Source organism: Vreelandella olivaria (genome assembly GCF_023507745.1).
In the GTDB taxonomy this organism is placed as follows: Bacteria; Pseudomonadota; Gammaproteobacteria; order Pseudomonadales; family Halomonadaceae; genus Vreelandella; species Vreelandella olivaria_A.
On the sequence record NZ_JALPZO010000182.1, the window covers coordinates 92,189 to 108,111 of the forward strand.

The following is a 15,923-nucleotide window of genomic DNA, read 5'->3' on the forward strand; positions in this document are numbered from 1 at the left end:
TGAACCCAAGTAAAATGAGTAGGTTATACAATGTTTGTTAACGTGGAGCCTTGCGGGTTAATCCCTTACAATGTCACGTGCATTTTAATAGCACAGGTAACCACTTTTCATCCGCACAGCGTAGGGCAAGGGAATGCGCCCGTTATAATCCCTGGGCGGTAGCGTGCCTTTTTACTGGAAATCTATATGTTAAATTCCCCCGTTTCTCTATCGCGGTCGGCTCGCATGCTGCTGGCGGCGTTAAGCGTTGCCGTGGTTAGCGGCTGCGCCACCAACTACCCTTCCGGAAGCTCTTCGGACCAACCGCGTTATGTGCTCAACAATGATGCGGCAAAACCTATTCAGGACGAAAGCCTAAACGGTTTTCTTGCCCAGGCACCTGCGGGCGGTATTCTCAATCTGGTGAGAAGCCCTTGGGGAGATAACGTGGAAGTGGTAGCTGATGAGCCCTATCTGGCAGCCAGCGGGCGCGCATGTCGGCGCTTGAGCATTATCGATGCCAGTGGCGCCTCACGCCGTGGACTGGCGTGCGAAACGTCGAATGGCTGGGTAGACCAGCGAGTGATTACCCAATCCTTAGAAGGGCGTAATTGATGAAAGGACCGATGTTAAAAAAGCCAGCTATATGGGGCAAAGCACTTGCTGCTACATCGCTGGTATTGATAACAACCTTTAGTACGCCCGCCTGGTCCCAGCTGCTTAGCCTACCCGGTGATACCCTTTCAACAGAGCGCAGCCAGCCCCAGCAGGAACAGCAGGTGGAAGATACCCCACGTGCAGACTGGCGCAGCGGTACCTATGGGCCAATCTCCACACCGCCCCGCGACCCTGATGCGTTACCGCCCTTTGGCTTTAACCTGTTTACCGGTGGTTTCCGGGGGGCTATGGGGGATGGCTTGAATCCGGATTACCGGATCAAACCAGGAGATCAGGTGACCGTGCGCGCCTGGGGTGCCTTTGAGCTGGATCGTGTATTTCCGGTTGATGCCCAAGGCAACATCTTTATCCCCGGCTCTGGCCCTCTCAATGTGGAAGGGCAGAACAGCCAGCAAGTGGATGCCAGCGTGCGTCAGGCGATCACCTCTGTCTACCCGGATAATGTTGAAGTCTATACCAACCTACAAGGCGTACAACCTGTTGCCGTTTATGTGACAGGTTATGTTGAGAACCCAGGGCGCTACGCCGGTACGCCTAACGATTCATTGCTTTACTTTCTCGATCAGGCGGGTGGTATCGACCAGGATTTGGGTAGCTACCGCCAGATTCGTGTAATGCGGGATGGTCAACAGGTTGCGACTGTAGACCTTTACGATTTCCTCATTGAAGGTGATATTCCGCGCCCTCAGTTCCAGGATGGCGATACCATCGTAGTGGAAGAGCGTGGCCCCGCCATTGCAGTAGTAGGTGACGTGCATCGCGAGCATCGCTACGAGTTGGTTGGCCATAGCCTAAGTGGCGCTGAACTGGTTCGGCTGGCGCGTTTGAAAAGCGGTGTTTCTCATGTGTTGCTACGTGGGGATCGTGATGATGGCCCCATTGCCCAATATTTCCCTCTGGCGATGTTCTCAGGTCAAACGATTCGCAGTGGCGACGAAGTGCTGTTCAGTGCTGATCAGCGCAGCGAAACCATCGTGGTTGAAGTGGAAGGCAGTTATTACGGGCCATCCCGTTATGCGTTACCCCGTAATGCACGGCTGAGTGAGCTACTGGATGCCATCGCCGTACCGGAAAGGCTAACCGCCCTGGAAAGTATTTCGTTGAGTCGCGAAAGTGTTCGCCGGCAGCAGGAGCAATCCTTGGAGGATAGCCTGCGCCGGTTAGAGACGACTTATCTGGGGGCCTCATCCCGCACTGATGAAGAAGCGCAAATCCGCCTGCGCGAAGCAGAGTTGATTGAACGCTTTATTGAGCGTGCACGTGAGTTGGAGCCAAGCGGCCGGTTGGTCGTCGCAACTTCCGATGGCATTGCCGATATTCGGTTACAGGATGGTGATGTGATTACCATTCCTGAGATTAGTGATTCTGTACTTATCAGTGGCGAAGTACTGGTGCCCCAAGCGGTGGTATACCGTCCAGGTATGAGTGTTATCGACTATGTAAACGGCGCAGGTGGCTTTACCGAGCGCGCGGATGACAGCCATATCCTGCTGGTTCGCCAGAACGGCGCTGTTGAGCATGCGAAGAATTCCCCGCTTCGCCCAGGCGATGAAATTCTCGTAATGCCCAAAGCTCCTACCCACAACCTACAGTTGGCCTCCACACTTACGCAAATACTGTTCCAGATAGCCGTTACCACCCGTGTCGCACTTGATTTGTAATGGTGGTCAGTGGTGAGTGGTGAATAAATTCACTACTCACTAACCATGTATTTCTGAATAAAGAAACACTATGGCAAATAGCACTAGCGCTCCGAAAGGAGCGCGCACCCCTTGGCAAGTAACCCGCAGTGTGTGGTACGCCATGTTTATGCGTGAGGCTATTTCCCGCACCATGGCGGATCGGATGGGCTGGTTCTGGATGATCTTCGAGCCTGTCGCTCTTGTCGCCATCATGGTGGGTATTCGTAGTTTCATCCGCGGTGACAGGTTAATCGTTAATGCTGAATTCATTCCCTGGATGATTGCCGGTTTGATGGGTTTCTTCCTGGTGCGCGAGGGCATGCTGCGTGGGATGGGGGCTATAGAAGGGAATAGCGCCTTGTTTGCCTACCGTCAGGTGCAGCCCGTTGACCCGGTATTGGTGCGTAACTTTCTGGAAGGGATGCTGCGTACCTTTGTATTTCTACTATTTATTGTCGGTGGGTTAATGCTCGGGCTGGACTTATACCCTGACAATGCTATTCGTGCTATGGCCGCTTGGCTATCGCTTTGGTATCTAGGCCTGGGTTTGGGGTTGTTTACATCGGTAGCTGCCACGTTAGTACCAGAAGTAGGCCGTATTATCCGTATGCTTTCGTTGCCACTACTTATTATATCGGGCGTAATCTTTCCGCTAAATCAGCTACCCCATTGGTTACTGGAATATTTAATGCTCAACCCAATCCCTCATGCGTTAGAAACATTGCGCTTAGGTTTTTTTGATAACTACCAAACTATCCACGGTACCAGCATGCTCTATTTCTGGCTGGTGACGCTTTCATTGAACGCTTTGGGGCTATTAATGCACCTGCGCTTTGTTGACCGTTTGAAGGCCAAATAATCCATGCACTCATCATTACGTCGATTTGTTACCTCTGCTCCCCACTGGGCTCTTGCTCTAATCGCAATTGTGCTGGTGAGCTTCTATTGGTTTATATGGGCAGAAGAACGCTATGTTTCCCGTGCGACGGTGGTGCTGGAAAGCCCACAGGTGGCGACACCTGAGTTTAGTCTCTCATCATTGATGGGCGGCGGGGGGGGCAACACGCACGATTTATTGCTCCTGCGCGAGCACTTACTCTCTGTGGATATGCTGCGCTTACTGGATGAACAGCTCGGTATACGTCAGCATTACAGTGAGAACGGTGATTTGTTTGCCAAACTGCGCAACCCTAATGTGCCTATCGAAGACCTGCACAAATACTATCTGCGCCGGGTAGAAGTCGAGCTGGATGAGTACGCCGGTGTACTTAATATCTATGTGCAAGGATACACCCCCGAATTCGCCCATAGTATGGCATCGCTGTTGTTAGAGGCTGGCGAAAACCATATGAATCAAATGGGGCACCGGCTGGCGGAGGAGCAGGTACGCTTTCTAGAGCAACAAATGGTACGCCTGGACGAACGCTTTACTGAAACCCGTGCAGCACTGCTGGACTACCAAAACGAGCATGGTTTGGTTTCGCCAACCTCTACGGTAGAGAGCATTAATCAGGTAGTCGCAACGCTGGAAGCGGATTTGGCGCGGTTTCAGGCTCAGCGCAATGCGCTGGCTAGTTTTCAAAGTGCCCAGTCCGCTGAGTTACGCCAGGTAGAGCGCAACATTGAAGCGCTGCGCGACCAGATTATTGAACAGCGTGACAGGTTAGCCCAGGCAACCGGCGACTCACTTAACCGCATCTCTGCCGAGTATGAAACTCTGGAGCTTCAGGCGCAGTTTGCCCAGGAAACCTATTCAAGTGCATTAGCCTCCCTGGAAAATACTCGCTTGGAAGCGGCTCGCCAACTTAAGCAGGTAAGCGTATTGCAAAGCCCGTTGATGCCTGAGTACCCTACCGAACCACGCAGGCTTTATAACAGCACCGTTTTCGCCATTATCACGATTTTCCTGGCCTTCATCCTCAGCATGATGATCATGATCATTAAAGATCACCGTGATTAAATGAGGGGGGAAGGGGGTAGAGAGTAGGGGGGAGGAAAGTCCACCTAGCGCGGTGTAAAAGAGCGAGACAGCGAGCGAAGAGACACCCGCGGCGGCGTTAGCCGCCCTGATAAAGCCATTGTACGCCATAGTGCCACTGTAAATTGAAAGGCTATGGATAGAACCCAGAAGTCCGCTCAATTCGAACCACATGATCTATAATGGATCTAAGGCTTCACAAGCTTTGCTGAGATGGGAAAAGCCATGAGTATGAAATCAAACCCCGAAAAGCTAGCGGTTGTGCGCAAGGGTAAGAGAAAAGATCCAATGCAAGACACCCGCTCACTTATGCAGTTTGCGAGCGAATCCTCGCGTGCGGCTATTCGAAAAACCTGGAAGCAGGTGTCTCTGTTGTATATGAACGTGATGGCTATCTGGTTGAGGAGTCGCCAGACCATGAGGTCAGACAGCTCAAAAAATTAAAAAAAGCACAGCCTTTCAATCTTAGGGAGTATTTGTGCCAAGGTTAAGGCTAATTGCTGGCCCGAATGGGTCAGGTAAAACTATCCTGACTCAATTCTTGCTTAGTAAAAAATACCATTGGGGCAATATTTAAATCCTGATGATATTGCTAAGCACATTGAGCTGAATAGCGTAATGGAAAGAACATCAACAGCAATGTCTACTGGCAATGTACCCTTAAATCATTTTGCCAAGGATTTTGAAGCTTATTTTGCTGCGATATCTGCTCAAGCGATTGCCATAGGCCTGAGAGAGGATTGGCTGGAATCTGGCCTCTCTCTCACCTATGAATCAGTTATGAGTCATAGTAGCCACTAAGATTTGTTGAAAAGGCACTTGGTTTAGGGTTTGAACCCTATCTCTATTATATTTGTACCTCTAGTCCTGAGATCAATCAGGCGCGTGTTGCACAAAGAGTTTCTAGTGGAGGGCACGATGTCCCTTCAGGTAAAATAACAAGTCGTTACCAAGCAAGTTTGTCACTTTTACATGAGATGGTTGTGAAATGTAGAAGGGCCTATTTTTTTGATAATTCAAGTGAAATGCATCTGCATTTTGCAGAAGCTACACCTGATGGCTTTCTGGATATCTACGAAAGCGAATTTGACCAAATTGATTCAAACTGGTTTGTCGAGTCAGTGCTTAAAAAATGGGATCGGCCTAAAGTAAGGTTTGCGAGCCCTTCATAATGCGATGAACCAATAAATCAAGGAACCCGCAGCGGCGGCCCCGGCATAACCCCGACACTACTCCGCGCTGCTCCTGCTCTAACCACGCGCTGCTAGATCACGCATTCACATGACGTCGTGGAAGCACATACCCGTAGCGCGTGGTAACGAGAAAGCGAGTTCGGCGAGCGTTTCGAGGCACCCGCGGGAGGCGTCTGCAAGACGCCCAATGGCACGCAACCCAACCCCGGCACCGCCTCTCATTGCTCACAAATCACTATCTCAAAAATCACGGTTTCGAATGCTTGATATAATCCACCACGGCGGGGCCACTGGTGTCACCGGCAGCTGCCACCAATTGATTCTGAATAAAAACGAATCCCTGCTGGTAGATTGTGGCCTCTTTCAGGGCGAAGACGCCACAGAAGACGCATTCGAGCAGCTACAAATCGGATTCGATATCAGTACTGTAAAAGCCCTGATCATTACCCACGTACACATTGACCATGTAGGGCGTCTACCATACCTGCTAGCCGCAGGCTTCAAAGGGCCGATTATCTGCTCAATACCCTCGGCCAAGTTACTGCCCTTGGTGATTGAAGATGCTCTGAAAATTGGCTTTACCCGCAATGCCCAGCTGATAGAGCGTTTTCAGGCGCAGCTTGAGTCGCAAATTGTCAGTGTCCCTTACGGTAAATGGCACACGGTAATTGAAGAAGGGGCCACGAAGACCCGCATCAAGCTCAAGCGAGCAGGGCATATCCTTGGTTCGACTTATATAGAGATAGCCCATCAGAACGAATGTGGTGAAAAAGAGCGGGTTATCTTCAGCGGTGATTTAGGCGCTCCCTATGCGCCGCTATTACCCGCACCGCAATCACCCTATGGCTGTGACCAACTGGTACTGGAAAGCACTTATGGCGATCGGTTCCACCCGAGCCGACGCCATCGCCGCGTTGTACTCAAAAAAGCCATAGAGCAAGCACTCGCTAACGGAGGCACAGTGATGGTGCCTGCTTTCAGCATTGGCCGCACACAAGAGTTGCTCTATGAACTGGAAGGAATCATTTATGAGGCCAGGAAGGGCCTCTGGCGTGATCTGGAAATCATTGTGGACTCACCTTTGGCTGCCCGCTTTACCCAGGTGTACCGCCAGCTCAAACCCTTCTGGGATAAAGAGGCCCAGCGTCGCTTGCGCAGTGGCCGTCACCCCCTTAACTTCGTCAATCTCTATACAGTAGATAGCCACACCGAGCACGAACAAACTGTTGAGTATCTAGCCAAAACTGGCCGCCCTGCAGTGGTCATCGCCGCCAGCGGTATGTGCGCCGGTGGCCGTATAGTGAATTATCTTAAAGCGATGCTGGGTGACGAACGTCATCAGGTACTGTTTGTTGGCTACCAAGGTGCAGGAACATTAGGGCGAGATATTCAGCAATATGGCCCGCAGGGCGGCTGGGTAGAGATAGATGGTCAGCGTATTGATATTAAAGCGGGTGTTACCTCCATCAGTGGTTACTCTGCCCACGCCGATCAAAAAGACCTGCTCAATTTTGTAAAACGCATGCGCCATTGGCCCCATGTCATCAGGTTGGTGCATGGTGAACGAAATGCCCGAACAGCGCTCAAACATAAATTGGAAGTAATGTACGCACACAAGGGCAAGGAAGTGAGAGTGATAAATGGAGAGTAATCTCGCACAGCTCCGTAGCACGCGGTAACGAGTAATGAGCATCAGTGGCAAGCGGTAAGCCTTTCCAGCAAAAACTCTCGAATTCGAGTAGCAAGGACAAGCAATGGCCAAACGAAAAAGCCACGATCAAAATTTCAAAAACCTGATCTTGGACTACCCACGCGAAGCACTTGCCTTTTTTGCCGCAGAGGAAGCCGATGACTTATTGCCCAGTGTCAAAGTAACACCCATACGCCAAGAGCAGTTTTTCAGTAGCCAGAATATTGTGGCGCGTTTAAACCATGTGAGGTGGGCAGAGCAAGACAAAATTGAAGTATATGCCAAAGCTATTCAAGGCCTGTTTGCACTTGAATCAAGCGTAGAGAAGCAACTTAAATACATAGATTTTGTCGATATTTATAGCGATCTAAACGAAGATGAGCGACAAGGCTACCAGAGGCGCTATCCACAGGAGGAAAGCAAAATGGCTGGTTTAGCAGAACGGCGCCGCAGCAAGGGCGGCAGAGTATGAAGCTGCTCCGTAAGCTAATGAGCTTAAAGTTTGGTGAGCTGCCCGAATAGGCAGAAGCCCGTATTAAGGAGGCCACTATTGGAAAGTTGGATGGAAGGCGTACTCAGCGCCAACACGCTTGAAGCGCTGATACCTCGCTAACCTACTCCCGCACTGCCTACCTGCGCTATGGGGTCAAAATGCTTGCTCAGAATGAAAGACAGATATCCGCTAAGCCACCCCTGTCGCGCGTGGTAACGAGCGTAGCGAGGCACCCGCGAAAGAAGTCGCGTAGCGGCTTCCAAAGGTGCCAGTTTGAAACATCAATGGCCTCTAAAACCCAATGATTGAAATTCGTAACCTCTACAAGCGCTACCACAACCATCACGGTAGCGACTGGGTGCTCAAAGACATTAACCTCATTATCCCCAAAGGGGTAAGTGTAGGGCTCATTGGCCCCAATGGTGCGGGTAAATCCACGCTATTACGCTTGATTGCAGGGATGGATTCTCCAGATAAAGGCGAGGTAATCCGCCACAGCCGGGTCTCCTGGCCAGTGGGGCTTTCTGGTGGTATGCAAAACAATATGACAGGTCGCCAGAATGTTAAGTTTGTAGCGCGTGCTCAAGGGAGTAATGCGAATGAAGTCAATCGGGTGATTGAGTTTGTTCAAGCGTTTGCAGAAATAGGTAGTGCCTTTGATGAGCCAGTACGAACTTACTCATCAGGCATGCGTTCAAGGATATCATTTGGCCTTTCTCTTGCTTTTGACTTTGATGTTTATATATCCGATGAAGCAACTTCGGTAGGTGACTTGCGCTTTCGCAAGAAAGCAACAGCAGCATTTAAAGAGAAAGTAGGTAAAGCCAGTATTATTATTGTTTCACACAGCGAAGGCATTTTACGTGAATTATGTGATGCAGGAATATGGATAAATAATGGTGATGCTGTTTGGTATGACAACGTGGATGATGCCATTAAAGCGTATCATGACAGCATGGCCGATCAAGAGAGTGAAAGTAATACTCAAGGAGAGAGTGAAAGTGCTAATGAAAAAGAAGTGTTAGCCGCAAAAAAGCTAATGGAACAAGCGAGAGTCGAATACCAAAAGCTGCGTGACCAATACGCAGCTCTTCGTGACTCATATTTTGATTAATGGTTTAAGGTGAGTATAGTGAGTAAGTTAACAAAGTTGTTAAAACATCCTGTTCTTTTTTTTGAAGATGCAGCAAAAAATAAAAAAATTAAGAAAGGTAAGCCAAAGATTTTTGTAGTGGGTTTTAGTACATGGAAAATCTATCTGAGAAAATATTTCTCGGAGTACGAGCTTATTTTTCTTCCAAAAGATATAAAGAAAAATCAATTTAATTCACAATATCGAAGAAAAATTCTCTCTCTAAAAGATAAATGTCAAGTATTTATTTGGGGTTTCAAGGCCCCAGAGTACATATTGGAGTTTTTAAGAGAAGAAAAAATACCCACCAAGTTTGTTGAAGACGGATTTATTCGTTCTGCTCAATTAGGCGCTACTAAGGCACCGCCTATGTCGCTATGTTTAGATAGCAAAACGCCTTATTTTGATGCAACTCGCGCTTCAGAGCTTGAGGATTTACTTAATAACTTCGATTTTTCCAGTCAGCCTAAACTATTAGAGCAGGCAAAAGAAGGGATTAAGTTGCTTCTGGAAACAGGGATAAGTAAATACAATAATAGCCAACCAGTTAATATTGAGAAAATGTATGGCTCTAAAACCAAGAAGCGTGTACTGGTGCTGGGGCAGGTAGAGGATGATGCGTCTATTCAGTATGGATGTGAGAAAAAGCTCACCAATAACGATGTAGTGCGTTTGGCAGTAAAAGAAAATCCCGATGCACAAGTGATCTACAAGCCGCACCCGGACGTGATGAATGGCCATCGGCCATATCAGTCGAACCCGACGGATGTGGAAAATATTTCTTTGGTTTTGACTAACGATGTGCCATTAGCCAATGCATTTGAAACGGTGGACCATGTCTATACGATCACATCGCTGGGCGGGTTTGAAGCTTTGTTACGCGGTATAAAAGTTACAACTTTAGGTTGCCCTTTTTATTCCGGATGGGGGTTGACGGATGATAGACAAAAGAATGAGCGTCGAAAACGACAGCTAAATTTAAATGAAATTTTCTCGATAGCATATCTCGTTTATCCAAAATATTTTAATGCTGATAGCGGCAATAAAATTAGTTTTCAGGATGTGGTAAAAAATTTGGCTAAGTCGTCAACGAATACTAGTGATCTTAAAAAAATTGAGGGAAAAGTGAATCCCAAGCCGAATCAGAAAAAAACACCAGTAATTAAAAAAAATAACGATCAAGTTGATAAAAATACTGAAGTGCCTGCATGGTACAACAGCAATCCCAATCGCTACTTACTGGGAAAAAATGTGGCCCCTAAATCAGTATTCTTGTTTATGCCATGGATAGCTGAACATGGGGATACTTTAATTGAAAAAATTAAAAATGATGATATCTATCAGCTTCTAGCTTTTGACCTTATCAAAGGTATAGAACCCAATGAGTTCAGGCGAGAAATTTTAAGGTTCGCATTAAATAACCCGGTTTTATATCGTAAAATGGTTGTAAGAAAGTTGATACCTATCAAAGATAAAGTGGCAGCTTTCATTTTTACATTTGATTGGTCTCCTGTGATGAGGGTAATCGCTTCTGTCTGCAAAGAGTTGGGAATTGAAACTATTCTTATTCCTCATGAGTCAGTCTTTGCTGATAGAAGTAAATACTACTGGTGCCCTAAAACTCAAGCAATGATTCCAACTGCTGATTTAGTGTTGGGATGGGGAGAGCTTCAAAAAGAGATATTTGTTGAACGAGGCTATCCTGCTGAGAGATTCATTAAAGTTGGAGCGCCGAAGTTTGATATCTATAAAGATTACGTGCCAATGCTCAGTAGAGAGCAGTATTGCCAGCTTTTTGGATTAAATCCTGAGGGTAAGATAATTCTCTTTGCTTCACAGCCATTAGATTCACAATTTGATGCCAAGGCAGCTCGAGACTCACAAAGAAAAGCCATAGAAGATTTGTATACAGTATCTAAAAAACTCGGTTATCAATTAATTGTAAGACTCCCCCCTTCTAAGGATAATATCTTAGGTGAAGATTTAACTGAAACTCTCATGACATCATCAGAAGCAGCTATTGATGATGCTGATTGTTATTTTGTTAATGCTGAAGAAACTATTTATCATTCGGATATAGTTACTTCTGTTAATAGTACAATGCTCTTTGAAGCAGTTTTAGCCAATACTCCTTCTTTCTCTATTAAGTATATCGAATTTGATCAAATATGGCGGGAAGTAGGTATCCCTGCTGCTTTAAGTATTGAAGACATAAAAGAACAAATTTTCGGTATAGAAACTCTTAAATATTCAATCCCTCAGGAAGGGGTCGAGTGGGCTGCAAATATGTTTGGTATAGGCGAATTTGATGGGTTAGCATCATCGCGTATTAGGGAAGTATTAAAAGCAATTGCTACTGGGTCCAAGAAAATAGAATCAATTGAGACACCTTTTGAAAAAATATTAAAAAATAAAAAATTAGATATAATAGCAATTCCTAGTAATAATAAAGTATGGTTAGGTGTGCAGAAATTTGTTCCTGATATGCTTAATGCACGTTTGAAAATTAATAGCAGCGGAGGACTTAATACTGCCAGCCAACTATCTTCAGTTGAGGCTTTCTTTCAATGGGGGATTGGAGAGAATATTGGAAAAGCAAAGCAGCGCGTAGTCGCTAAAGCTTTGGGTAAGCCCATAATTATTCTTGAGGATGGCTTTATTAGGTCTATAGATATTGGCCTTTCTGGCGAACCTGCACTTTCAATTATTATTGATGACTTAACTTCTTACTATGATGCTACTAAGCCTTCAAGGCTCGAAAAATTATTGAACTCAAATTCATCACTAACTAATAAGCAAGTCCAAAGGTGCAAGTGCATTATACAAAAAATAGTTACTAGCCGAGTGTCGAAATATAATCATGCTCCTGACTTTCAATTAAAAATAGGGAAAGCAGAGAATCGTAAAATTTTACTATTAGATCAGCGCTTCGGAGACCAGTCAGTGGTATCAGGGCTTGCTGATGAAAAATCATTTGATAACATGCTATTCGATGCTATCAAATACAACCCGGATGCAGATATCATTATTAAGCAGCATCCTGATGCGATTAAAGGTGGTAAGTCGAGTTATTTTAGTGATGAAAAATTAGCATTTTCTAAACATTTAAATAATATTTTTATCGTTAATTATGATATTAACCCATATGCGCTATTCGACATCGTCGATGAAGTATATGTAGGCACATCCGGCATGGGGTTTGAAGCCTTATTAGCTGGAAAAAAAGTTACTTGCTATGGAGCTCCATTTTACGCTGGGTGGGGCTTAACTGAAGATAAAGTAAATATTCCCAGAAGATCTGTTAATCGAAGCCTTGAAGATGTTTTTTATTACTCTTACTTATATCTAAGTCGTTACTTTGATCCAGTTAAAGGAAAACCTTGCCAGCTTGAAGAGTTAGTCGATTATGTTTTAAATCAAAGGTGCAATAATGGATGTTAAATACAATCCAGCTAATATTAGAGGGGAGTTAATTGTAGAAGCTCCTGTAAGTATTGCTGCTGTGGTAAAAGGGAAATGTGAAATTGGTTATATGTCTTATATAGGCTCACAATCAGAAATATATGGAGGCACAAAGATAGGTAGGTTCTGTTCAATAGCTTCAAATGTAGTGATAGCACCTACAAATCACCCTTTGGATCGCCTCTCAACTCATCTATTTACATTTGGTAATAATGGTCCTTTTAAGAACTCAAATGAATTTCAAAGTTGGAAAAGGAAGATTAATTTTAGTGAGAATCAGTTGAATACATATATAGGGAATGATGTATGGATTGGACGAAATGTAACAATTAAAAGAGGAGTTACAGTAGGCGATGGTGCTGTAATTGCGGCTGGTGCTGTAGTGAGTAAAGATGTTCCCCCATATGCAATAGTGGGCGGCGTACCCTCCAAGTTAATTCGTTTCCGGTTTGAAGATGACGTTGTTAAGGAATTGTTAGATATTAAATGGTGGTGTTATAATTTGTCTCTAGAAAAAGCCAGACTAGATGTAACTGATGTTGTTGCGAGTATAGCTTTGATTAAGCATTGGATATCAAATAAAACCCTTGAGCCTATCTCTCCTTTAAAATACAAATTGACAGCTTTGTCATGTGTTAAATTTAATTAATATGGGGTGCTTTAATGCGCATTTCGACTTTAGGTTCTTGCTATGCTAGATACGTTGCTAATCAATTAGCCATGTTTACCAACGGTAAAATTATTAGTTGTACTTATCACAACCGGAGTGATTTTTTTGTTGATAAGTATTTTAACAATAAGTACGACGATAGCTTTTATATTTCTTTAATAGAAGCGCTAAGTACTCCAAAGAAAGAGGCTGACAAATTAAATCCTGATTCTAATATTATTAATATATTAAAGAATCAAACCAGTATATATTCTGGAGCTCATAGATTAACATCAGGTGCTAATTTCTTTGATCGAGTTGATAGTTCTGATGTTTTTATTTTTGATAACTATATGGATGTTTCCGCTAAATTATTCTTAAACGAAGGTCATGATATGGTCTTCTTTAACTCCAAAGACCCCTCGGTTAAAAAATATTTAGTTGATCAGGGATATGTTAGCTTAGATAAAATGTCAGAGCTATTAACTGCACAAATATCTTTTGCTAGCTTTAGCAGAATTATAAACTATGTGAAAGATAAAAATCCAAAATCATTTGTTGTTTATTTAAATTTTCCATATAATACATATGTTGGAAATAAAGAAAGGATAAACCTGACTAAAAAGGGGGAGAGTCTTTCTGCTGGCTTAAATGCAGATTTGATTCTACCTTCTCTTTCGGTACCTAAATCTTTACAAACACATCAGAAGCAACATTATAAAAATGCTTTCTATGCTTATGTTGCTGGAAGAGTTATTGAAAGTCTTAATTTTAGATTAGGAATGAAAAGTAAGGCTTACTAATGAAAAAAAATGAAGATTGCGTAGTTTCAGCAATGGAAGCTTATAATAAAAAAGACTGGAATGCAGTTGATTTGCTTTATTCGAGGTTGGATCTTAATGTAGTAAATTTGTCGCATAAGAATAAAGTTCAATGGGTGGTTTCACTTAAAAAGTCCTTTTCTTTTGATAAGGCAGAAAATTTGATTACTTACTTTTTAAGAGAAGAAAGGGCAGACTTAAGGTATATCTGGCTTTATCATCTCGCTGAGTGTAAGCAGTACTCTGGGAAATATCAGGAAGCGATTGAGCTTTATGAGAGCGTAATAAGGTACAAAAAAGGCCATAAGAATTCTTTTTTTCGGTTATCTCAATGTTGTTTGAAAAGACGTGAATATTCTAGTGCTTTGTTTTATATTAATGAAGCTTTAGCTTGTTCTAGCAGTTTATTGTTTGTTGCGCAACTCGCTACTATTTACTATAGGCAAAATAATTGGAAATGTTGCGTAGATACCCTAAAAAATGCTATGACTGAGTTTGACAATAATAATTTTCGCCCTGTATGGGTTTTTTATTATGCAGATAGCTTATATCATTTAAACAATTTTACTGAATCATCTTCTTCTTTTAAGTTGTTGATGAAGTTTAAAGATGTTAAGTCTAGTTGGCTTTATAAAGCCTTTCGAGTTTTTTTTAAAAACAAAGAGTTTGATTTTGCTGAAGTTGCGCTTTTGAATGCCATCGTAGCTGATCCAAAGAGTTCTAAGCTTTATCTTGAAATGGCAAGATTACACTCTCTAAAGAAAAATATTAAAGAAGCAGAAATTTTTTATAAAAAATCTGCAGATTTAGGCAACTCTATAGCTCAGCATGAGCTTCTAAGCTTCGATGAAAATAAGCGGATAAAAATTTCTCCAAGGCAGCTTCTCACTCCGCAACGATTAGATCTTTTGGTGAAGCTACAATATGCTAAACACTTAATTTCCGAAAAGGAAGAAAACTCAAGTATCGATTGGTACAAAATATACCTGAGGCATATTTATTTAAGAACAAGGGGTAATGAGCCAGGATCTTCCCATAAAAATAACTTGATAGATTATACTATAATTTTTTCTGAAGTTATTAACTCCATCAGAAACAATGGATTCAACGATCTATATTCTGTTCCTGTAGCTAAAGATGGCATCCCAGTAAATGGTGCCCATCGTACTGCTGCTGCTTTAGCTTTGAAAATAGAAAGTATTCCAATTGTCTTGTCAAATAAAGAAGTGGGTGCTAAATGGGATTTAGAATGGTTTATTAATCATGGCTTTAATGAAAAAGAGGTGCATGAATTAGTTTATAGCTGGGTTGATAATACAGAGCTTAATCCACATATTGCTTTGGTGTGGCCAACTGTCTATGATAGTTGGGATAAAATTATTGGATTTATTAGTAATAAGGTCAGTATTGTTTATTCCAAAGTTATGGATTTTAGTAGTGAAGGTTTAAAAGATTTTGTTAAGGATGTTTATAGCGTCGATAGTCCTTCCGACTTTAGCTCTACAATTATGCGAAAAGCAGATTTTATAAGTGATTCTGGAAATCAAGTTCTTGTTCTGTTGTTAGATAATAAGGACGATGTATGTGTGGGATTGAAAGCTGCCGTAAGAGATGAATTTTGTCATTTTTTACCTAATGATCCTTTTTCCATTGTTCATATTTCTGATTCTAGAGGTGAAGTCAAGCATTTAAATATGATGCTGTTTCACTACGAAACTTCTAAGTTTCTAGAGTGTCGTAACTTTGGTACCACGGAAAACATTTCTCTTTGGATAAAGGAGGCAAAGGAATACTTTAAAAAAATGTGTATTAATAGCTTGGATGTATGTGGTGTAGGAGGGTCGGTACTTAATGTATATGGAATTAAAAAGTCCGACGACTTAGATATAACTGTAGCCTCTAACATTAGGTGGAGTTTTTTTTCAGATAAAGCTCAGCAAGTTAGTGATAATGTCGATATTGTTTCCAGGGATTATTATAGATCAATTGATAAAACTGTGTTCGATGATGCTTTGATCTACGATAGGGCTCTGTATATATATGTCAGAGGCTTGAAGTTTGCCAATATTGATGTTGTAAGGGATAGGAAAATGTTTTCATTACGTAAAAAAGATTTGATGGATTTGAGGCTTATAGGTGATTATTATGCTAATCGTTAAGGTGTTT

Annotated in this window: 11 protein-coding genes; all 11 read left to right on the forward strand. The window is 43.3% G+C overall.

Annotation, left to right across the window (positions count from 1 at the left end; translation table 11 throughout):
* Positions 1 to 186: 186 nt before the first annotated feature.
* Positions 187 to 594, forward strand: a complete 408-nt coding sequence (locus HP566_RS21290; protein ID WP_249979302.1) for a DVU3141 family protein — start codon at positions 187 to 189, stop codon at positions 592 to 594.
* Entirely contained in the window at positions 594 to 2,318 is a 1,725-nt protein-coding gene (locus tag HP566_RS21295; protein WP_249979303.1) for a polysaccharide biosynthesis/export family protein, read from the forward strand. The genes HP566_RS21290 and HP566_RS21295 overlap by 1 nt, the downstream gene beginning before the upstream one ends.
* Positions 2,319 to 2,388: 70 nt before the next feature.
* A complete protein-coding gene (locus HP566_RS21300; RefSeq protein WP_249979304.1) occupies positions 2,389 to 3,198 on the forward strand; it encodes an ABC transporter permease in 810 nt (269 codons plus the stop codon).
* 3 nt (positions 3,199 to 3,201) lie between these two features.
* Complete coding sequence (locus HP566_RS21305) at positions 3,202 to 4,299, forward strand: chain-length determining protein (protein WP_249979305.1); 1,098 nt, start codon at positions 3,202 to 3,204, stop codon at positions 4,297 to 4,299.
* A 1,470-nt stretch (positions 4,300 to 5,769) separates the two neighbouring features.
* Complete coding sequence (locus HP566_RS21310) at positions 5,770 to 7,161, forward strand: MBL fold metallo-hydrolase RNA specificity domain-containing protein (RefSeq protein WP_249979306.1); 1,392 nt, start codon at positions 5,770 to 5,772, stop codon at positions 7,159 to 7,161.
* A gap of 103 nt (positions 7,162 to 7,264) precedes the next feature.
* Entirely contained in the window at positions 7,265 to 7,672 is a 408-nt protein-coding gene (locus tag HP566_RS21315) for a hypothetical protein (protein ID WP_249979307.1), read from the forward strand.
* Positions 7,673 to 7,994: 322 nt separating this feature from the next.
* Positions 7,995 to 8,807, forward strand: a complete 813-nt coding sequence (locus HP566_RS21320; protein WP_249979308.1) for an ABC transporter ATP-binding protein — start codon at positions 7,995 to 7,997, stop codon at positions 8,805 to 8,807.
* Between the two features lie 18 nt (positions 8,808 to 8,825).
* Positions 8,826 to 12,266 carry a hypothetical protein gene (locus HP566_RS21325; protein ID WP_249979309.1) on the forward strand — a complete coding sequence of 1,147 codons (3,441 nt, stop codon included), beginning with the start codon at positions 8,826 to 8,828 and terminating at the stop codon, positions 12,264 to 12,266.
* Positions 12,256 to 12,936: a CatB-related O-acetyltransferase gene (locus HP566_RS21700; RefSeq protein WP_284041613.1), complete on the forward strand. Its 681-nt coding sequence runs from the start codon at positions 12,256 to 12,258 to the stop codon at positions 12,934 to 12,936. Before HP566_RS21325 ends, HP566_RS21700 begins: the two co-directional genes overlap by 11 nt.
* Before the next feature lie 14 nt (positions 12,937 to 12,950).
* A complete protein-coding gene (locus HP566_RS21340; protein ID WP_249979310.1) occupies positions 12,951 to 13,739 on the forward strand; it encodes a hypothetical protein in 789 nt (262 codons plus the stop codon).
* A complete protein-coding gene (locus HP566_RS21345; RefSeq protein ID WP_249979311.1) occupies positions 13,739 to 15,916 on the forward strand; it encodes a tetratricopeptide repeat protein in 2,178 nt (725 codons plus the stop codon). The genes HP566_RS21340 and HP566_RS21345 overlap by 1 nt, the downstream gene beginning before the upstream one ends.
* Positions 15,917 to 15,923: the final 7 nt, after the last annotated feature.